At 69.4% G+C, this 19,629-nt stretch carries 20 protein-coding genes; 18 read left to right on the top strand and 2 right to left on the bottom strand.

Annotated features, from left to right (window positions below; all coding sequences use genetic code 11):
• Window positions 1–176 precede the first annotated feature (176 nt).
• From ACCC97_RS03740 to ACCC97_RS03675, 14 genes are all read left to right on the top strand, one after another.
• Window positions 177–1,451: a Glu/Leu/Phe/Val family dehydrogenase gene (locus tag ACCC97_RS03740; RefSeq protein WP_007833298.1), complete on the top strand. Its 1,275-nt coding sequence runs from the start codon at window positions 177–179 to the stop codon at window positions 1,449–1,451.
• Between the two features lie 33 nt (window positions 1,452–1,484).
• Window positions 1,485–2,138, top strand: a complete 654-nt coding sequence (locus tag ACCC97_RS03735) for a nucleoside/nucleotide kinase family protein (RefSeq protein ID WP_413331623.1) — start codon at window positions 1,485–1,487, stop codon at window positions 2,136–2,138.
• Window positions 2,139–2,220: 82 nt separating this feature from the next.
• Entirely contained in the window at window positions 2,221–2,919 is a 699-nt protein-coding gene (locus tag ACCC97_RS03730) for a DUF2242 domain-containing protein (protein ID WP_413331622.1), read from the top strand.
• A 43-nt stretch (window positions 2,920–2,962) separates the two neighbouring features.
• Entirely contained in the window at window positions 2,963–3,433 is a 471-nt protein-coding gene (locus ACCC97_RS03725; protein ID WP_413331621.1) for a MarR family winged helix-turn-helix transcriptional regulator, read from the top strand.
• Window positions 3,430–4,431: an FUSC family protein gene (locus tag ACCC97_RS03720; protein WP_413331620.1), complete on the top strand. Its 1,002-nt coding sequence runs from the start codon at window positions 3,430–3,432 to the stop codon at window positions 4,429–4,431. Before ACCC97_RS03725 ends, ACCC97_RS03720 begins: the two co-directional genes overlap by 4 nt.
• Before the next feature lie 72 nt (window positions 4,432–4,503).
• Window positions 4,504–5,022, top strand: coding sequence for an RDD family protein (locus tag ACCC97_RS03715; protein WP_007833288.1), 519 nt, complete (start codon window positions 4,504–4,506; stop codon window positions 5,020–5,022).
• 16 nt (window positions 5,023–5,038) lie between these two features.
• Window positions 5,039–5,770 carry an RDD family protein gene (locus tag ACCC97_RS03710; protein WP_007833287.1) on the top strand — a complete coding sequence of 244 codons (732 nt, stop codon included), beginning with the start codon at window positions 5,039–5,041 and terminating at the stop codon, window positions 5,768–5,770.
• Entirely contained in the window at window positions 5,767–6,768 is a 1,002-nt protein-coding gene (locus tag ACCC97_RS03705; RefSeq protein WP_413331619.1) for a stage II sporulation protein M, read from the top strand. Before ACCC97_RS03710 ends, ACCC97_RS03705 begins: the two co-directional genes overlap by 4 nt.
• Window positions 6,752–7,489 carry a hypothetical protein gene (locus ACCC97_RS03700; protein ID WP_237726093.1) on the top strand — a complete coding sequence of 246 codons (738 nt, stop codon included), beginning with the start codon at window positions 6,752–6,754 and terminating at the stop codon, window positions 7,487–7,489. The genes ACCC97_RS03705 and ACCC97_RS03700 overlap by 17 nt, the downstream gene beginning before the upstream one ends.
• Window positions 7,490–7,604: 115 nt before the next feature.
• The gene (locus ACCC97_RS03695; protein WP_413331618.1) at window positions 7,605–8,339 is read left to right on the top strand and encodes a DUF4129 domain-containing protein; all 735 of its coding nucleotides are present in this window, start codon (window positions 7,605–7,607) and stop codon (window positions 8,337–8,339) included.
• Complete coding sequence (locus ACCC97_RS03690; protein ID WP_413331617.1) at window positions 8,336–9,571, top strand: DUF4350 domain-containing protein; 1,236 nt, start codon at window positions 8,336–8,338, stop codon at window positions 9,569–9,571. The genes ACCC97_RS03695 and ACCC97_RS03690 overlap by 4 nt, the downstream gene beginning before the upstream one ends.
• Before the next feature lie 14 nt (window positions 9,572–9,585).
• Complete coding sequence (locus ACCC97_RS03685; protein WP_413331615.1) at window positions 9,586–10,581, top strand: AAA family ATPase; 996 nt, start codon at window positions 9,586–9,588, stop codon at window positions 10,579–10,581.
• A 118-nt stretch (window positions 10,582–10,699) separates the two neighbouring features.
• A complete protein-coding gene (locus ACCC97_RS03680; protein WP_413331614.1) occupies window positions 10,700–12,061 on the top strand; it encodes a DUF58 domain-containing protein in 1,362 nt (453 codons plus the stop codon).
• A 44-nt stretch (window positions 12,062–12,105) separates the two neighbouring features.
• On the top strand, window positions 12,106–12,648 hold the full coding sequence (locus ACCC97_RS03675) for a DUF805 domain-containing protein (RefSeq protein ID WP_413331613.1): 543 nt from the start codon (window positions 12,106–12,108) through the stop codon (window positions 12,646–12,648).
• On the opposite strand, the gene rocF is transcribed toward ACCC97_RS03675, so the two are convergent.
• Both rocF and ACCC97_RS03665 read right to left on the bottom strand, forming a co-directional pair.
• Window positions 12,645–13,565 (bottom strand): arginase, encoded by a 921-nt coding sequence (gene rocF, locus ACCC97_RS03670; RefSeq protein ID WP_007836002.1) that lies wholly within the window; start codon window positions 13,563–13,565, stop codon window positions 12,645–12,647. The two genes, ACCC97_RS03675 and rocF, sit on opposite strands and share 4 nt — an antisense overlap.
• 1 nt (window position 13,566) lies before the next feature.
• Window positions 13,567–15,624 carry a prolyl oligopeptidase family serine peptidase gene (locus ACCC97_RS03665; protein ID WP_413331611.1) on the bottom strand — a complete coding sequence of 686 codons (2,058 nt, stop codon included), beginning with the start codon at window positions 15,622–15,624 and terminating at the stop codon, window positions 13,567–13,569.
• Between the two features lie 379 nt (window positions 15,625–16,003).
• Between ACCC97_RS03665 and ACCC97_RS03660 the strand changes: the two genes are divergently transcribed.
• The 4 genes from ACCC97_RS03660 (at window position 16,004) to ACCC97_RS03645 (ending at window position 19,543) form a co-directional block, all read left to right on the top strand.
• Window positions 16,004–17,686 carry a WS/DGAT/MGAT family O-acyltransferase gene (locus tag ACCC97_RS03660; RefSeq protein ID WP_413331610.1) on the top strand — a complete coding sequence of 561 codons (1,683 nt, stop codon included), beginning with the start codon at window positions 16,004–16,006 and terminating at the stop codon, window positions 17,684–17,686.
• 163 nt (window positions 17,687–17,849) lie between these two features.
• A complete protein-coding gene (locus ACCC97_RS03655) occupies window positions 17,850–18,404 on the top strand; it encodes a hypothetical protein (RefSeq protein WP_007835996.1) in 555 nt (184 codons plus the stop codon).
• 52 nt (window positions 18,405–18,456) lie between these two features.
• Window positions 18,457–18,885 carry a phasin family protein gene (locus ACCC97_RS03650; RefSeq protein WP_413313231.1) on the top strand — a complete coding sequence of 143 codons (429 nt, stop codon included), beginning with the start codon at window positions 18,457–18,459 and terminating at the stop codon, window positions 18,883–18,885.
• A 22-nt stretch (window positions 18,886–18,907) separates the two neighbouring features.
• Window positions 18,908–19,543: a TetR/AcrR family transcriptional regulator gene (locus ACCC97_RS03645; RefSeq protein WP_413331609.1), complete on the top strand. Its 636-nt coding sequence runs from the start codon at window positions 18,908–18,910 to the stop codon at window positions 19,541–19,543.
• Window positions 19,544–19,629 lie beyond the last annotated feature (86 nt).

The following is a 19,629-nucleotide window of genomic DNA, read 5'->3' as shown; positions in this document are numbered from 1 at the left end:
ATGCCGGTCGAATCTAGGGAGGCAGGCCGTCAGGTGCCGCACGCCGCGATTACATCGGCGCAATGCGTGGTCCCAACGTCTCTTGCATAACCGTCAGCGCGGCGCGCATAAGCCATGGCGCGACGCGCGGTAGAGGTCTATCGTTGCGCCCACCCGAACAAACCAAGGGATATCCCATGAGCGAAAAACTCTCCTTCGTCAGCCCGACCGCCAACAGCCCGTGGGGCACGTATCTTTCGCAGGTCGACCGCGTCGTGCCGTACCTCGGCCCGCTGGCCCGCTGGGTCGAGACACTCAAGCGCCCCAAGCGCGCGCTGATCGTCGACGTGCCGATCGAGATGGACGACGGCACCATCGCCCACTTCGAGGGCTACCGCGTTCAGCACAACATGAGCCGCGGCCCGGGCAAGGGCGGCGTGCGCTTCCATCCCGACGTCACGCTGGAAGAGGTGATGGCGCTGTCGGCCTGGATGACCATCAAGACCGCGGCCGTCAACCTGCCGTACGGCGGCGCCAAGGGCGGCATCCGCGTCGACCCGAAGAAGCTCTCGCTGCAGGAGCTGGAGAAGGTCACGCGCCGCTACACCAGCGAGATCGGCATCATCATCGGCCCGCACACCGACATCCCCGCGCCCGACGTGAACACCAACGCGCAGATCATGGCGTGGATGATGGACACCTACTCGATGAACGTCGGCGGCACCGCCACCGGCGTCGTCACCGGCAAGCCGCTGCACCTGGGCGGTTCGCTGGGCCGCGTGAAGGCCACCGGCCGCGGCGTGTTCGTCACCGGCCGTGAAGCCGCTCGCCGACTGGGCATGGACCTGCGCGGCGCGCGCATCGCGGTGCAGGGCTTCGGCAACGTGGGCTCGGTCGCGGCGGAACTCTTCGCCGAAGCCGGCGCCAAGATCGTCGCGGTGCAGGACCACACCGGCACCATCGTCAACAGCAACGGCCTCGACCTGGCCAAGCTGGTGCCCATCTCGCGCACCGACGGCGTGGTCGGCTTCAAGGCCGGCGGCGACATCGTGCCGAACGAGGACTTCTGGGAAACGCCCTGCGACATCCTGATCCCGGCCGCGCTCGAAGGCCAGCTCACGGCCGAACGCGCACAGAAGACCACTGCCAAGCTGGTGCTCGAAGGCGCCAACGGCCCCACGGTGCCGATCGCCGACGACATCCTCGCCGAGCGCGGCGTGCTGGTGGTGCCCGACGTGATCTGCAACGCCGGCGGCGTGACGGTGAGCTACTTCGAATGGGTGCAGGACTTCTCGTCCTTCTTCTGGGACGAGGACGAGATCAACGTGCGCCTCGACCGAATCATGATGAACGCGCTCAACCACATCTGGGACACGGCGGACAAGCACAAGATCACGCTGCGCACGGCCACCTATGCGGTGGCCTGCGAACGAATCCTCATGGCACGCCAGGAACGCGGTCTGTACCCATGATTTTTTGACAGGAAGAGGCAGTACGCTCGGGGCATGACCACCATGCCCGCGCAGAACCTCCCTTCCATTCCCGCGGATGGCCTGGCCCGTCTGCAGGCTCTCATGGCCAGCGGGCGGCGCAAGCTGTTGGGCCTCGTCGGCGCGCCGGGCGCAGGCAAGTCCACGCTAGCTGCAGCGCTGCTCCGCTCGGTGGGCGCCGACCGCGCCCAGGTCGTTCCCATGGACGGCTTCCACCTGGCCAACGTCGAGCTGCAGCGGCTCGGCCGCACTGCCCGCAAGGGCGCCCCCGACACCTTCGACAGCGCCGGTTATGTTGCGCTGCTGCAGCGCCTGCGCGAGCAGCGGCCCGACGGCGGCATCGTCTACGCGCCCGAGTTCCGCCGCGAGATCGAGGAGCCGATCGCCGGCGCCATTGCCGTGCTGCCGTCGACGCAGCTGGTCATCACCGAAGGCAACTACCTGCTGCACGCCGACGGCCCCTGGGCCGGCGCGGCGGCGATGCTCGACGAGGTCTGGTACGTGGACATCGACGACGCGGTGCGCGAAGAGCGCCTGGTGCGGCGCCACCAGCAGTTCGGCCGCAGCGCCGAGGAAGCGCGCGCCTGGGTGGCGAGCACCGACGCACCCAACGCGCGCCTGATCGCGGCGACGCGGATGCGCGCGCACCACGTGCTGCCCTGGTCCTGAAAATCCCGCGCGACAGGGAACGCAAGCGCGGCGGCGCGCTCGAAGCCATGCCGGCGAGCCGCCGGTTAGCATTCGCCGCTCCATGCCGTCCACGCACCCCACCTGCTTCTCTCTTGCCCGCGCCCCGGTCCTCGTGCTGGGCCTGCTGTCCGCCTTCGTGCTCGCCGGCTGCGGCAGCGCTTCGCACCGCGTGTCATACGAGCCCGAGGCCTTCGGCTCGACCACCACCCACACCCGCGACTACGAGGCCACCGAGGCCCAGACCTGCGAGGCCGCGCGCCGCGCGCTGCTGAGCCAGGGCTACATGATCACGGCCGCCAACACCGACCTCGTCACCGGGCGCAAGAGCTTCCAGCCTGCGGCCGAGGTGCACGTGGAGGTCGAGTTCCGTGTGGTCTGCGCGCGCGAGAACACGAGGGGCGGCAAGGCCAGCAAGAGCACCGTGGCCTTCGCGACCGCGCTGCAGGACCGCTACGGCATCAAGAAGGTGAACAACTCCGCCAGCCTCGGCGTGGGCGCGATCGGCTCGCTCTCGCTGCCGTTCTCGAGCAGCGACGACGCGATGGTGAAGGTCGCGAGCGAGACGCTGACCGACGAGCGCTTCTACGACCGCTTCTTCGCGCTGCTCGACCGTTTCCTCGACGGCCCGGAAGGAGAGGGCGAAGCCGCGGCACCCGCGGAAACGCCGGTCGCTTCACCGCCTGCCGCGGCGCCCGCCGTCACGCCCGCCGCGGCGCCCGCCGTCACGTATCCCGTGAACTCGTCACCCAACCGGGGCTGACGCCCGGACGCCAAAGTACCAAGATGCGTCTTACAATCCGGGCATGGCTTCCCCCATCCCGGATCCGGCGCAATGCGCCTCGCGCCTGCGCGCCTCGGTGTCGCAGCTGTCGCGCCAGCTGCGCAGCGGCAGCGCCGGGCCCGATGGCCCGAGCGTGGCCAAGCTCAGCGTGCTCGGCCAGCTGCATCGGCACGGGCCGTGCACACCCACCGCGTTGGCGGGGCTCGAACGCGTCAAGCTCCAATCGCTGACCCGGCTGCTGGCCGAACTGGAGGCCGAAGGCTGGATCGGCCGCGCACCCCACCCGAGCGACGGGCGCCAATGGCTGCTGTCGCTCACGGCCGAGGGCGTGCGCCGTCTCAAGGCGCTCATGCGCAGGCGCGAGGCGGCGCTGGCCGAGGCGATCGGCGCCACGCTGGATGTCGGCCAGCGTGCCTTGCTGCTGCAGGCTTGCGGGCTCATCGATGGCATCGCAGCCGCGCTGGACAGCGGTTCAGCGGCAGCAGAGTCATGATCGGCGCCCCGGCTCTCCAACGCCTGACGGACCCCTGGCGCCACGGCCGCTGGCGTCCGGGCGTACAGCTGGCGGCGGCAGTGGCCATCGCCTGGGGCGTGGCGGTCGTCCTGCATCTGCCCGAAAGTTTCTGGGCGGTGATGAGCGTGCTGATCGTCATGCGCCCGAGCGCCGGTTCGACGCTCGACGCCGGATGGAACCGGGTGCGCGGCACGGCCGCCGGCGCGCTGTGCGGCCTGGCCGGCGTCTGGATGCAGCACCACGGCACACCGGCGCTCGCGAGCACGCTGGCCGTCGTCATGCTGCTGTCCTTTGCCAGCGCGGCCGCGCCGGGCCTGCGCAGCGCGCCGGTGGCTGCGTTGATCATCCTGTCGGCCGGCGGCATCCCCGGCCAATCGGCGTTGCAGGTGGCGCTGCTGCGCATGGCGCAGATCGGCATCGGGGTGGGGGTGGCGTTGGCGGTCTCCACGGTCGTGTCCGAATACCACGCGGGTGCGCGTTTCGACGAGAGCTGCGCCGCGCTGCTGCACGGCATCGCGAAGCGCATGGTGGCCGCGCGGCAGCCTGCCGATGCCGAGGCGGAGCGCATCCACTCAGGCACGCGCGTCGCGCTGGGCCGGCTGGCCGTGCTGGCCGACGGCGCGGACCTGGAGGCGCGGTGGTGGCGCCGCGGTGATGCCACGGCGCGCGGCCCCTACCGCGACAAGGCCCGGCTGGCGGCGCGCATCTTCCAGGACGCCGTGGTGCTCGATCGCGTGTTCCGGCAAGCGCGGGACACGGCGGCCGACGCCACGTGGCGAGAAGCCGCACAGGCTGCCGGCACCGCCATCGCCGGCATGGCCGATGCGCTCGCGGGAAGGAGCACTCCGCCCGACCTCGACGGGCTCGGCCGCTGTGCGCAGGCGTCGCGCAGCGTGCCGTCGAATGCGCTCCTGGCCGCGCCGCTGAGCCTGCTCTTCGACGACTTGCGCCGCCTGCAGCACGTGCTCGGTGCCTGATCGCCGTCATCCGCCTGACGGACCCAAGCCCTAGAATCTTCCGAAAATCAATCGTTTCGGAGAGGGACGGGCATGGAAGACCAGTCGCAGGATGCGCGCTACGCACCGCCGCAATCCCATGTGGAGGACGTGCTGCAACCGGGCCGGGCGCAGCCCGGAGAACTTGCATCGCGCGGCAGGCGCTTCCTGGCCGCGATGCTCGATGGCGGCATCTCCATCGCCGCGATATGGCTCCTCGCGAAGTTCACGCCGATCAATCTCTGGGAAGACGACGGCCTCGGCCTCTGGGTGCCCCGGCCCGCCGACGCGGCCGCCGGCATCGTTCTCTACCTCGTGCTGCACGGCTACCTGCTGGTCACACGCGGCCAGACCATCGGCAAGGCGCTGTTCAGGATCCGCATTGCCCGGCCCGACGGAACGCAGGCGCCGATCGGCCGCATCCTCGGCCTGCGCGACAGCCCGATGTTCGTGATGAGCATCTGGCCGCTGCTCGGGCCGATCTACATGCTCGTCGACTGCCTCTTCATCTTCCGTGCATCGCGCCGCTGCCTGCACGACCAGATCGCCGACACCGTCGTGCTGCAGGCCTGAGCTGAGCGCCACGCCAGTGCGCCTCGACACGCTCTACACCGCCGAGACCCCGGAAGGCATCGCACTCTCGCTGCGCCCGGCCGGCCTGGTCGCGCGCGGGCTGGCGTACCTCATCGACTTCGCGATCCGGCTCGGCATCTTCGTCGCGATCTCGATCACCGCCGGCATGCTGGGCAAAATGGGTGTCGGCATCCTGCTGATCAGCTACTTCTGCCTCGAGTGGCTCTACCCGGTGGTCTTCGAGCTCACGCGCGCCGCGGCCACGCCCGGCAAGCGCGCGATGGGGCTGCGCGTGGTGATGGACTCGGGCCTGCCGGTGACGCCCGCCGCCGCGCTGACCCGCAACCTGCTGCGCGCGGCCGACTTCGTGCCGTCCTTCTATGGCGCGGGCATCGTGTCGATGCTGTGGCGGGGCGACAGCAAGCGGCTGGGCGATCTCGCCGCCGGCACGCTGGTGGTGTTCAGCGACCAGGTGAGCCTGCATGGCAGCGTGCCCGCAGCCGAACCGCAGGCGCCCGCGCGGCCGTTGACGGCGCGCGAGCAGGTGGCCATCGTGTCGTGGGCCGGGCGCGCGACGCGCCTGACCCCGGAGCGCTTCGACGAACTCGCACGCGTCGCCGAACCGGTGCTGGGCCCCGACACTTCCGGCGCTTCCGCGTCGCAGCGCCTGCTCGGCGTGGCGCAGTGGGTGCTGGGCCGCCGCGCCGGCGCCGATGCGCGAGGAGCAGCAGAAGGAAGAGGGCCATGACGCCGATCGATTTCGAAGCCGCCTATGCGCCGCTGTGGGCCGAACTCGAAGCCGTCGTCCGCGTCGCGGAGACTCGACGCAAATTCGACGGCGCGCGGCTCGCCACGCTGTACCGCCGCGTGTGCGAGCACCTGGCGCTGGCGCAGGCGCGCGCCTACCCGATCCACCTCACGCAGCGGCTCGAGGGCTTGACGCAGAGCGCGCACCGGTTGATCTACCGGCAGCACGACTACGGCCTGGCACGCTTCGCCCGGCTGGCGCTGGTCGACTTTCCCGAGGCGGTGCGGGCGCACCGCGGCTACCTGCTGGTGTCGGCGCTGATGTTCGTGCTGCCCCTGTTGGCCGCCGGCTGGGCGGCCTATCGCGACCCCGGCTTCATCCTGCACCTGCTCGACGCCAGCGCCGTTCGGCAGTTCGATTCCATGTACGGCGATGGCGCCGAGTCGCTGGGCCGCGCGCGCAATGCAAGCGACGACTGGCAGATGTTCGGCTTCTACGTGATGCACAACATCGGCATCGGCTTTCGCTGCTTCGCGGCCGGCATCTTCGCCGGCGTGGGCAGTGCCGCGGTGGTGGTGTTCAACGGCGTCCAGATCGGAGCGGTCGGCGGCTACCTGATCGCCTCGGGGCATGCCGGGAACTTCTGCTCCTTCGTGGTCACGCACTCGGCCTTCGAGCTCACGGCGATCGTGCTGGCCGGCGCGGCCGGCCTGCGGCTCGGCTATTCGTGGGTCGCGCCCGGAAGACACACGCGGCTCGAGGCCCTGCGGCTGGCCGCGCGCCATGCCGTGGTGATCGTCTACGGCGTCATCGGGCTGCTGCTGATCGCTGCCGCGGTCGAGGCTTTCTGGTCGTCGGCGCGCTGGATCGCGCCGGCCGTGAAGTACGGCGTGGGCGGCGCCTGTTGGGCGCTGGTGCTGGCATACCTGGGCTGGCAGGGCCGGCCGCGCGCTGCTGCTGCTGCTGCTGTCGCAAAGGCCGATGAACATGCAGGTTGACGGTCTCGCCATTGCGCTGCGGCCGCGCCCCATGGCCGAGGCCGCCGACCTGGGCGTCCAGCTGGTGCGCAACCATGCGCGCTCGGTGTGGCGCACCTTCCTGCCGGTGTATGTGGTGACTGTGCTGCTGGCCTTGTGCACGTTCGAGATCGCCGGCTGGCTGCCCAGCCTGCTGATCTTCTGGCTCAAGCCCTGGTTCGACCGCAGCCTGCTGTTCGTTCATTCGCGCGCGGTGTTCGGGCAGGAGACGCGCTGGGCCGACCTGTGGCACAACCGCCGCGCCGTGTGGGGCGGGCAGCTGCTGCGCACGCTGGTGTGGCGGCGCTTCTCGCCCTGGCGCTCGTTCACCCAGGCGATCGAGCAGCTCGAAGGCCAGCGCGGCAGCGCCCGGCGCAAGCGGCGCACGCAGCTGCTGCACGGACGGCGCGGCGCGGCCACGGGAATGCAGCTGGTGTTCGCGAACGTGGAAATGTCGCTCGACATCTGCCTGCTGTCGCTGCTGTTCTGGTTTGCGCCGGAAGGCAGCGTGAGGGACCTGTTCGGCTGGCTCACGCAATCGGACAGCTCGCTGCAGAGCCTGCTGACCGCGGGGGCCTATGCGCTGGTCGTCGGCGTGCTGGAGCCGTTCTACGTGGCGGCGGGTTTCGCGATGTACCTCAACCGCCGGGTGGAGCTCGAGGCCTGGGACATCGAACAGGAGTTCCGCCGTGGGTTCCTGTGACACCCCCAGGCTTCGCGCACTTCGTGTCGCTGCGCCTTCCCCCTTTCAGGGGGCGATGCCAGCGGCCCGGCAAAGCCGGTTCCGCGGTAGCCCTGGAAGAGGGTTGATCGTCGCAATGCTCGTGTTGTGGGGCGCAGGGGCGCTGCCGGCAGCCGTGGCCGCAACTGAGGCATCGCCGACGCGCGAGCAGGTGAAGGCTGCGGTCGACAAGGTGCGCGCCGATCCGAACATGCCCGGCACCAAAACCGAGAAGAAGCTCCGCTTCAAGGAACGGGACGATGAGGAAGACGAAGCCGAGAAGAAGTCCGATAGCCTCGACTGGCTGCGCGATTTCGTGAAGGCGGTGGCCGAAGGGGCGCGCTGGCTCGTGTGGGGGCTGGGCGCGCTGGCGCTGGCCTGGCTGGCGATTCGCCTTCACCGATGGATGCAGGTGCGTGCCGGCGGCGCGCGGCCCGGCAAGGCGCCGCTGCCCAGCCATGTCGGCAGCCTCGACATCCGGCCCGAAAGCCTGCCCGACGACATCGGCAATGCCGCCGCCGCGCTATGGCAGCGCGGCCAGCACAGGCCCGCGCTGTCGCTGCTGTACCGCGGTGCGCTGTCGCGCCTCGTGCATGCGCACGAAGTGCCGGTGCGGGCCGCGAGCACCGAGGGCGAATGCATGCAGCTCTCCGCGACCCGGCTGGTGCCGGACTCGCAGGCTTTCTTCGTGCGGCTGGTCGGGGCCTGGCAACTGGGGGCGTACGGCGGGCGGCTGCCTTCCACCGCACAGGTGCTGGCGGTCTGCAGCGAGTTCGACCTGCGCTTGCCCGCGACCGCGCCGGCCGGCAGTCCGAAAGGCGTGGCCGCATGAGCGCCTGGCTGGTCCGCATCGGCTCGGTGCTCGTGCTGGCACTGATCGGCTTCTGGCTGGTCTGGGCCACCGAATGGGCCGACACCGAGGTGCCGACACCCGCGAGCGGCGAGGCCAGGACGAATTCCTTCTATGCGGCGCAGGCGATGCTGCGCGAACTCGGCATGCAGGTGGTCAAGCGCGACGACCTGGACGCCATGCCCCCCGCACGGGCACGGCTGGTGCTCGCCTCCGGCCACTGGGACATGTTCCCCGAGCGCGAGCGGCGCCTGCGCGAGTGGGTGGAGCAGGGCGGGCACCTCGTGATGCCCAGCCATCTCGTCGACGGCGACCTGCTGGAAAGCTGGATTCCGCTGGTCAAGGAAAAGCCGGCAGCGGCGGACGAGAAGAAAGAGAAAGAGCCACCCGTACCGAGGACGAGACTGCCCAGGTCGCCATTCGCCGAACCCGCCAGGGACGCGGATTGCCGTGCGGTGACCGAACCCGAGACCGTGCCCGCGAGCTTCGCCGGCGGCCGCGGCTTCCGGATCTGCACCTGGGCGTCCGCGGCGCGCTACCGGCCCGCCGACAAGCAGCAGCCGCTGTGGGCGGTGGCGGGCAAGCGCGGCACCGAGGCGATCCGCGTTCAGGCCGGACGCGGGACCGTCACCGTGATGCCCCTGGGCCTGTGGCACAACGAGGGCCTGACACGCGCCGACAACGCGCTGCTCACCGCCGCCGCGGTGCAGGCGCGCAGCGGCGCCGAAGTCTGGTTCGTCGCCGAGGAAACGCGCGAACCCTTCCTGCGCTGGCTCTGGCACAAGGGCTGGGCGGCACTTATCGTGGGCCTGCTCGCGCTGGCCGCCGCACTCTGGCGCGCGGCCGTGCGCTTCGGGCCGCTGATGCCCTCGGCCGGCACGCACCGGCGCTCCATGGCCGAACAGGTGCGCGGCACCGCCGGCTTCCTGCACATGCATGGCGCCGACGCGCTGCATGCGGCGCAACTGCGCGCGCTGCACGAGTCCGCCGGCCGCCAGCTGCGCGGCTACGCGCGCCGCGATGCGTCGGCACGCGCCGCGGCCATCGCCCAGGCCACCGGCCTGGAGCCCGCGATGCTCGTGCGGGCGATGGCCGCGCGAGCGCGCCATGCCGGCGCCATGTCGGTCGACCTGGAGGTGCTGGAAACCGCGCGCCGCCGGCTCGATGCCCACGGGCCGTTCATGCCTTCATCCGATTCTTCCTCCACATCCTGAACCGAGAGACGTCCATGCAAGCCATCCAACCCGAAGAACTCACGCGCGCGGCCCGGTGGCTGCAGACGCTGCGCGCCGAGGTCGGCCAGGCCGTGGTCGGCCAGATCGAGGCGGTCGACCAGACGCTGGTGGCGCTGGTCGCCTCGGGCCACGTGCTGATCGAAGGTGTGCCGGGGCTCGGCAAGACCCTGCTCGCGCGGGCCCTCGCGCAGGCGATGACGCTGCGCTATGCGCGGGTGCAGTTCACCCCCGACCTGATGCCCTCGGACATCACGGGCCACGCGGTGCTCGACCTCGCCACGCGCGGCGAAAGCAGCCTCGGCACGCTGCGCGTGCACCAGGGGCCGGTGTTCACCAACCTCCTGCTGGCCGACGAAATCAACCGCGCGCCCGCCAAGACGCAGAGCGCGCTGCTCGAAGTCATGCAGGAGTACCAGGTCACGCTCGAAGGCACGGCCATGCCGCTGCCGAAGCCCTTCATGGTGATGGCCACGCAGAACCCGATCGACACCGAGGGCACCTACCCGCTGCCCGAGGCGCAGCTCGACCGTTTCCTGCTGAAGATCGACATCGGATTTCCGAGCCACGGCGAAGAGAACGCCATCGTGCAGCTGACCACGCGGCACCGCGCCGGCAACCAGTTTCCGCTCGAGGCCGTGCGCCCCTGCCTCGACGAGGCGCAGGTGCTCGAACTGCAGCGGCTGGCCTGCCTGGTGCAGGCCGACGAGCGCGTGATCGACTACGCGGTGCGCATCGCACGTGCCACGCGCGACTGGCCGGGCCTTTCCTCCGGCGCCGGGCCGCGCGGCGCCATGGCCCTGGTGCGCGCCGCCCGCGCCGCCGCGCTGATGGCCGGGCGCGACTTCATCACCCCCGATGACGTGGCGCGCCAGGCGCTGCCGGCGCTGCGGCACCGCGTGATGATCTCGCCCGACGCGCAGCTCGAAGGCCTGGGCGTCGACACCCTGCTGCGCGCCGCGCGCGACAGCGTGGAAGCCCCGAGGTTATGACACTCCCCCCCAGGCTTCGCGCACTTCGTGTCGCTTCGCCAACCCCCTGCCGGGGGCAACACCTGCGGCCCGGCGAAGCCGGTTCCGCGGTGTTTCCCGAAGGGGCGGTGCTCCGTTGATGCGCCTGCTGCCAATCCCCGCGCGCGCGGCCGTGCTGGCGCTGGCCGGCCTGGCAGCGGTCGCCTCCGCGGCGCTGCTGCTGGGCGCGCCGGTGGGATACGTCGCCGCCGTGGCGGGCGCGCTGCTGGCGGCGGGGCTCGTGCTTGCGGGCGTCGACCTCTGGCACAGCCTGCGCCTTTGGCGCGCCGCGCCGCTGCGCATCGAGCGCAAGCTGCCCGGTGCGTTCTCGCTCGGCGTGCCCACGGTGCTCACGCTCACGCTGGTGAACGAAGGCGCACGGGCCTGGCAGGTGTCGGTGTTCGACGAGCTCGACACGCACTTCGCCTTCGAGGGCCTGCCCCAGACGGTCATCGTGCCGGCGCTCTCGCACATCGCGCTGCGCTACACCGCCACCGCGACGCAGCGCGGCGTTGCGCAGTTCGGCGCCACCCAGCTGCGCTGGCGCACGCGCTTCGGCTGCTTCGACATGCGCCAGACCCTGGGCGAGCCGCGCCGGCTGCGCGTGTACCCCAACTTCGCCGCACTGGCGCGCTACGCCTGGCTGTCGGGCGACCGGCGGCTGGCGCAGATCGGCATCAAGACCTACGCGCAGCGCGGGCTCGGCACCGACTTCCGCCAGCTCGCCGACTACAAGACCGGCGATTCGCTGCGCCACATCGACTGGAAGGCCACGCAGCGCCAGCGCCGCCCGATCGTGCGCGAGTTCCAGGACGATCGCGACCAGTGCGTGCTGTTCCTGCTCGACTGCGGCCGCCGCATGCGTGCCGACGAAGGCGCGCTGGCGCAGCAGGCCGGCAGCCATTTCGACGAGGCGCTCAATGCGCTGATGCTGCTGAGCTACGTGGCGCTGAAGGAGGGCGACGAGGTCGGCGCCATGACCTTCGGCTGCCTTGCCGAGGAGCGGCGCGACTTCGCCCCGCGCAAGGGCACCGCCACCCTCAACGCGCTGATGAACCGGCTGCACGACATCCAGCCCGGCGCCACCCATTCGGACTACCTGCTGGCCGCGCAGGAACTGCTGCGCGTGCAGAGAAGGCGCGCGCTGGTCATCGTGCTGACCAATTTTCGCGACGAAGATTCCGCCGAACTGCGCCCCGCCATCAAGCTGCTGCGCCGCAAGCACCTCGTGCTGGTCGCGAGCCTGCGCGAGCGGGTGCTCGGGCGCATCGCCAATCAGCCGCTGGTGCATGCGCGCGACGCGGTCGACGTGGCCGCGGCGCACCTGTTCGAGCAGTCGCGCCGCGACGCCTTTGCGCGCGTGGTCGGCAACGATCCGCTGTCGGTCGACGTGGAGCCGGCCGACCTTGCGGTGGCGTTGGTGAATCGCTATCACGCAGTCAAAAGGGCTGGCCTTTTGTAGGCACCCTTGTTCACAATGTTCGTTCAACAACAGAGGAGAAGCGCATGACAGAGATGGTGAATCCCTATGCCGCGCCGAGGGCGGAAGTGGCCGATGTGTATGGCGGCGAAGCCCGAGTGCAGCCCGTGAAGCTGTTGTCCTCCAAGGGGCGGATCGGGCGGCTGCGCTATCTGTCTTACAGCCTCGTGGGCTACTTGCTGTTCGCGATCGTGGTCGGCGTGATCGTTGCGATCTTCGCGAGCTCATTGAGTTCGACCCTCGCGTCGCTGTTGCCGCTGCTGATCGTCATTCCCTATTTCGTGTTCTTCACGCTGCTTTCGATCCAGCGCAGCCACGACATGGGATGGACCGGTTGGACCGTGCTGCTGTGCCTCATTCCGCTCGTGAGCCTGGTCTGGGTGTTCAACCCCGGTACGAAGGGCGTCAATCGCTTCGGCGCGCCGCCACCGCCGAACGGCGTCGGCGTCATCATCGGCGCCTTGCTTCTTCCCGTCATCGCGGCGATCGGCATCCTCGCGGCCATCGCGCTGCCGGCCTACCAGCAGTACACGGTCAAGGCCAAGGCCGCGCAGGCCACCAAGCCCTAACGCACCAGCGTCGACTTGCCGAACAGGCTCTCGATGAGTTCGACTGCCACCTCGGCCGTCTGGTTGCGCACGTCGAGCGCGGGGTTCAGCTCCACCACGTCGAGCGAGCCCAGCCGTCCGGTGTCGGCGATCATTTCCATGCACAACTGCATCTCGCGGTAGGTCGGCCCGCCTCGCACGCCGGTGCCCACGCCGGGCGCGTCGGCCGGGTCGAGGCAGTCGAGGTCGAAGCTCACGTGCAGATGCGTGTCGTCGTCCACGTCCTGCAGCGCCTCGGTCATGGTCGTGCGCATGCCGTGCTCGTCGATGTGGCGCATGTCGAACACGCTCAGGCCCAGCGTGCGGATGGCCTCCTTCTCGTCGCTGTCGACGCTGCGGATGCCGATGAAGCGGATGGCGTCGTGGTGCAGCGCCGCGCGCTCGCCGCTCCAGCCCGTGAGCACCGCGGGCCCGTGGCCCAGCAGGCACGACACCGGCATGCCGTGCAGGTTGCCGCTGGGGCTCGTGGTCTCGGTGTTGACGTCGGAGTGCGCGTCGAGCCACAGCACGCGCAGCTTCTTGCCGCGCTTGCGCGCATGCCATGCCACCGCGCTGATGGAGCCGATGGCCAGGCAGTGGTCGCCGCCCATCATCAGCGGCACATGGCTGGCGCCCAGCGCGGTGTCGACGGCCGCGTACACCGAGCGGTTCCAGGCGATCACCTCGTCGAGATGGCGCAGCCCGTTGGCCGGCGGCGCCCACGGCGTGGCGGGGCCCGCGAGGTTGCCGCGGTCGACGACGACGTAGCCCTGCCGCGCCAGCGCTTCCGGCAGGCCCGCCACGCGCAGGGCGTCGGGGCCCATGCCGGCACCGCGCACGCTGGCGCCGACGTCGGTCGGCGCGCCGATCAGTTCGAGGGTGATGTTGGCGTTGCTCATTTCAACTCCTCAGGTGGTGCCACAGGTACGCATAGCCCAGCGCGTCCATGAAGGCGGACTCCTTGTTGTCCGCGGCCGCGCTGTGGCCGCCTTCCATGTTCTCGTAGAAGCTGCTGGCGTACCCCAGCGCGGACAGCTTTGCGTGCATCTTGCGCGCATGCACCGGGCCCACGCGGTCGTCGCGCGTGGAGGTGGTGAACAGCGCGGGCGGATAGGCCTGGCCCGGCTTCGCGTTCTCGTAGGGCGAGAAGGTCTTGATCCATTCCCATTCCTCGGGCTGGTCGGGGTCGCCGTATTCCGCGATCCACGAGGCGCCCGCCGACAGGTGCGTGTAGCGCTGCATGTCGAGCAGCGCCACCTCGCTCACGATGGCGCCGTAGAGCTGTGGATACAGCGTGAGCATGTTGCCCATCAGCAGGCCGCCGTTGCTGCCGCCCATCGCGCCAAGGTGCGAGGGCGAGGTGATCCCGCGCGCGAACAGGTCTTGCGACACGGCCGCGAAGTCTTCGCAGGTGCGCAGCCGGTTTTCCTGCAGCGCGGCCTGGTGCCAGCGCGGGCCGTACTCGCCGCCACCGCGGATGTTGGCGACGACGTACACGCCGCCCTTGTCGAGCCACGCGCGGCCGATGCTGCCGCTGTAGCTCGGCTGCAATGAAATCTCGAAGCCGCCGTAGGCGTACTGCAGCGTGGGGTTGCGGCCGTCGGCCTTCAGGTCCTTCGGGGCGATCTCGAAGTAGGGCACGCGCGTGCCGTCCTTCGATGTCGCGAAATGCTGGCTCGCGCGATGGCGCGAGGCATCGAAGAAGGCGGGGCTGTCCTTCAGCACCTGGGGCTCGCCCTGTCCGATGGTGCCGATGTAGAGCGTGGTCGGCTGCAGGAAACCGCTCACCGTGAGGAAGTAGTCGTCGTTCTCGTCCTCGTCGATGCCGCCCGCGGCGATGGTCGAGAGCTCGGGCGCGCCGCCCAGGCTCTCGCGCCTCCATGGCCCCCTTCCGTCGGCGGGAGGCGTGAGCACCTCGAGGCGGTTCACCACGTCGTGCATCACGTTGACGATCAGGTGATGGCGCGTCCACGAGTGGCTGTCGAGCGCGGTGGTGTCGTCGGGCTCGAACAGCACCGTGAGCTCGCGCCGGCCGGCCATGTAGTCGTCGAACTTCGCAGCCAGCAGCGAGCCCGACCTGTAGGTGGCGCCGCCCACGGTCCAGTCGGTGCGTGGCTCGATCAGCATCCACTCGCGCGTGATCTCGGCCAGCGAGTCGTCGGGCACGTCGATCTTGGCGAGGGTGCCGTCGGCGCCGCGCAGCCAGGTCTCGCTCTCGTAGAAGTCGATCTGGCGCGAGACGAAGTCGCGCTCGAAGCCGGGCGTGTTGTCGCGGTAGGCGCTGATGGACATGTCCTCGTGCAGGCCTTCGTACACCGTGGCCGCGCTCGCGAGTGGCGTGCCGCGCCGCCACTCTTTCACGATGCGCGGATAGCTGGAGCTGGTCATCGAGCCGGGGCCGAAGTCGGTGGCCACGTAGAGCTGGTCGATGCCTTTCCATCCCACGTGGTTCTTGGCCTCGGGCAGCGAGAAGCCGCCTTCGACGAACTGCTTCGATTCGAGGTCGAACTCGCGCACCACGTCGGCATCGGCGCCACCGCGCGACAGCGAGACCAGGCAGCGCTTGTAGTCGGGCTCCAGGCAGTCGGCGCCGTGCCAGACCCAGTTCTCCTTGTCGGCCGCGGCCAGCGCGTCGAGGTCGAGCACGCTCTCCCACGCGGGCTGCGGCTTGCGGTACTCGTCCAGCGTGGTGCGGCGCCACAGGCCCTTGGGGTGCTCCTTGTCGCGCCAGAAGTTGTAGAAGAAGGGGCCGATCTTGCGCACCATCGGAATGCGGTCGTCCGAGTCGAGCACCTCGAGGATGCCCTGCTGGAGCGCCTCGAACGCGGGCGACTGCGCATAGGCCTGCACGGCGAGCGCGTTCTGTTCGCGGGCCCAGGCGAGCTGCTTCTCGCCGTCGATATCTTCGAGCCAGAGCTGCTCGTCTTGCGGATGCTGCGGGGGGAGGCTGGATGTCATGGCCTCAGTGTACGGAGCCCGTGTGAAAGAGGGCCTTGTGAGCAGTTGCCGCATGCCCGCCAGGCGCCCGACACTTTTTCGCTACTTCGGGCAAACCCCTGTCGCGCCGGTGCCTTCCCCCCGGTGGAAACACTGAAGAACGCGGGGCCCACGAATGCAGTGCCCGCGCTATCCTGCTTAGGGTCTGTCATCAATCAAACGCCCTCGTTCCCTCCGGGCTGGCCCCGCCATACGGCGTCTGCTTTGTCGGCCGGCTTGCCCATGGGTGACCATGGGCCGCGCCGCCCTCCGCACATCCACCGCATGGCGGGGCCAGCGCGAGGGCGTTTGATTGATGACAGACCCTAGCGGCGCATGCCCCACCAAGGAGAGACAACACATGAAACACCTGAGCGGTCTTGATGCCACCTTCCTGCACATGGAAACGCCGGAAATGCCGATGCACGTGGGCTCCCTGAACGTGCTCGACCTGCCCAAGGGCTACAAGGGCGACTTCTACGAAGACGCCAAGAGCTTCATGGCCAGCCGCATCCACCTGGCCGACGTGTTCACGCGCAAGCTCGCGCTGATGCCCTTCGACATGAGCAACCCGGTGTGGGTCGAGGACGACGACATCGACCTCGACTACCACGTGCGCCACATCACGCTGCCCAAGCCCGGCACCAACCGCCAGCTGCAGCAGTACGTGGCGCGGCTGCATTCCTCGCTCATCGACCGCAGCCGGCCGATGTGGGAGTTCTACATCATCGACGGCCTCAAGAGCGGGCAGGTGGCGCTCTACACCAAGGTGCACCACGCGGGCATCGACGGGCAGGCCGGCGTGGAAGTGGGCAAGGCCATCTTCGACCTCGAGGCCACCGGCCGCGTGGTGAAGCCGCCGCGTTCGCGCCCGCGCGGCAGCGGCTACCAGCTGGGCATGGCGGAGCTTGCGACCGCGGCGCTGCGCAACACCGCGCAGCAGTACGTGAAGCTCTTCAAGATGGCGCCGGCCATCGCGCGTGCCATCGGCGGGCTGGCCAAGCCCGACGAGAAGGCGGCCGAGAAGGACACGGCCGCCGCGCCGAAGAAGTTCAACCTCTTCGCGCCGCGCACCTCGCTCAACGTGTCGATCACCAACCAGCGCACCTTCGCCGGGCGCACCATCTCGCTGGCCGAGACCAAGTACATCGCCAAGCACTTCGGCGTGTCGCTCAACGACGTGGTCATGGCCACCGTGTCCGGCGCCCTGCGCCACTACCTGGCCGACAACAACGAACTGCCGGCCAAGCCGCTGGTGGCCGGCGTGCCGGTCAGCCTGCGCGAGGCCGGCGACCAGACGGCCAACAACCAGGCCAGCATGATCCTCGTGAGCCTGGCCACCGACATCACCGACCCGGTGCAGCGGCTGAAGGCGATCAACGCGTCGTCGACCTCGTCGAAGTCGACCATGAACCGCTTCAAGGCGGTGATCCTCGACGATTTCCCGACCTTCGCCGCGCCCTGGCTGATGTCGGGCATTGCCTCGATGGTGGGGCGCTCTGGCATCGTCAACCTGCTGCCGCCGGCGGCCAACGTGGCCATCTCGAACGTGGCCGGGGCGCCGTTCCCGATGTACTTCGCGGGCGCGCTCGTCACCTGCTACTACCCGGTGTCGATCGCCAGCCACGGCACGGCGCTCAACGTGACGGTGCAGAGCTACAACGGCCGCATGGACTACGGCCTGATCGCCTGCCGCCGCGCGGTACCCGACATCACCGAGATCGGCGACTACATGCTGGCCGAGCACAAGCTGCTGATGGAGCTGACGCAGAAGCACCCGGCGGCCACCGGTGCGGCGCCCGCGCCGGTGCCGGCGAAGATGGCCGAAGACCCGTCGGACGAGGCCGCGCCCACGCCCGCGCCCGTTGCCGCGAAGAAGAAGCCTGCCGCGCGCAAGAAGGCGCCGCCGGTCAAGGCCGTGGCCAGGAAGGCTCCCGTGAAGGCTGCCGTGAAGAAGGCGCCCATCAAGGTCGTGCCCAAGCCACCGGCCCGCAAGGCCGCTCCGGCCAAACGCTCCGGCACCCCCCGGGCCGCTGCGGCATGATCGGCGCACGGGGCCCGGCGGCCTGCTGAAAATTGGGGCAGTTGGACTAGTTTTCCGACCGTTCTAGTTTTTCAGGCCTAGGCCCCGCGGAAGAAGATAGGCCCATCGCGACAGACACACCCGTTTCCTTCGCGAGCCCATCAACTTCAAGGAAATCACTCTCATGTCCACGCAAACCACCATCGCTTCCGCAGCCGTTCATGTCGTCGGCCAGTACAACGACGCCGGCAAGACCCTGGTCGGCGCCTACCGCACCGGCGTGCATCGGCTCCTGGGCGGTGCCGCTTCGCGCTACAGCGAGTTCCTCGGCAGCCGCCAGATTCCGCTGGTGAGCGAGCAGGTCAAGGCCAACCTGATCGGCGCGCAGGAAAAGATCAATGGTTTCCTGGCCAACCGCCTGGATATCGACACCAGCCGCATCGTGTCCGTGATGGACCGCGTTGCAGCCGGCACCACCAGCGGCATCGAAGCCGTTGCTGGCCGCGTGGCCCGCGTCGAGTCGCCGGTCGCCACCTCGGTGATCAATGCCCTGGGCGCGCTGAACCAGCCGATCGCCGCCGTCTCGGTGCAGATCGCCGACAAGATCGCCGCCGGCACGAAGCAGATCGAAGCCCGCGTGAGCGGCGCCGAAGAAGCCAGGCCCGTTCGCACGGTGAAGGCCAAGGCCGCCGCCGCCAAGAAGCCGGTTCGCCGCGCTGCTGCCCGCAAGGCGGCCTGACCCCGGGGCGCGTGAAGCGCCCTTTTCTTTTTTCCGGCATCTGGAGCACTGCATGGCGACCCGTCCTGACGAAACTGCAAAGCTGAAGAAGAGGGCGGCGCCTGCGAAGAAGATGCCGGCTGCCAGGAAGGCGACCGCGGCAACCAAGAAGTCCGCGGAGCCCGGCAAGGCTGAAGTCTTGCTGCGCGCCGGCCTGAAGGCACTGGACAACGTGCGCAACGACGTCGCCAAGCGCCAGGCCAACGTGATCGAGGGCCTGCTCGGCATCGGGCAGGGCAAGGTCCCCGGGCTCGACAGCTTCGGCATCCGCAAGTTCGAGGACGTTTTCGACCAGCGCGTCGCCACCGCCATGCAGCGCCTGGGCATGCCCGGCGCAGAAGAAGTGCAGGCCCTGCGCGACGAGGTCGCGCAACTGCGCGCACGCGTGGCGCAACTCGAAGGCACCGGCGCCGCCGCCCCCCGTGGCCGCGCCAAACGCTGAGCGACAACCCGACAAGCCGGTTGTGGCCAGTTCCAACACCACACGCGACCGCATCCTGCAGTCCAGCCTCGCGCTGTTCAACGCGCAAGGCCTCGCGGCCGTGTCGACCCACAAGATCGCGGCCGAGCTCGGCATCAGCCCGGGCAACCTGCACTACCACTTCAAGGCCAAGCAGTTGATCGTCGAATGGCTGTTCCGGCGCTTCGAGCAGCGGCTCGAGGCCCTGAACGGTTCGTCGGCATCGATCGCAGCCATCGACGACCTCTGGCTTGCGCTGCACCTGCGCTTCGAGGCCATCGACGAATACCGCTTCATCTACCGCGACATGGCCTTCCTGGCCAGCGAATACCCGGCGCTGGGCCAGCGCGCGCAGGCCCTCACCGCGCAGAACCTGCTGGCTGCGCAAACGCTGTGCGAAGGCCTGGTGGCCTCCGGCGTGATCGAGACCAGTGCCGAGCAGGCCCGCATCCTGGCGCTGCAGATGGTCTTCACCACCACCTGCTGGCTGTCGTTCGAGCGGCTCGTGCCGGGGCGCGACGCGCTGGCGCAGGCCGACCCCGGTTTGGCGGCTTTCTACACGCTCACGCTGGTTTCTCCGTATGTTTCCAGCGAATCGAGGGCTTACCTTGATTACCTGAGGCGCAAATACCTCGGTTAAATGTCGCTGTCGTCCGACGGGGCATTGGTTCCGTCGGCCTCATGTTCGTCTTGAAGCAGATAAAAACCACAAAGGAGCCATCCTTC

The organism is Variovorax sp. Varisp85, from assembly GCF_047304045.1.
GTDB lineage: Bacteria > Pseudomonadota > Gammaproteobacteria > Burkholderiales > Burkholderiaceae_C > Variovorax.
Note: the sequence above shows the minus strand (reverse complement) of the source record. Positions and strands in the feature narration are given on the sequence as shown.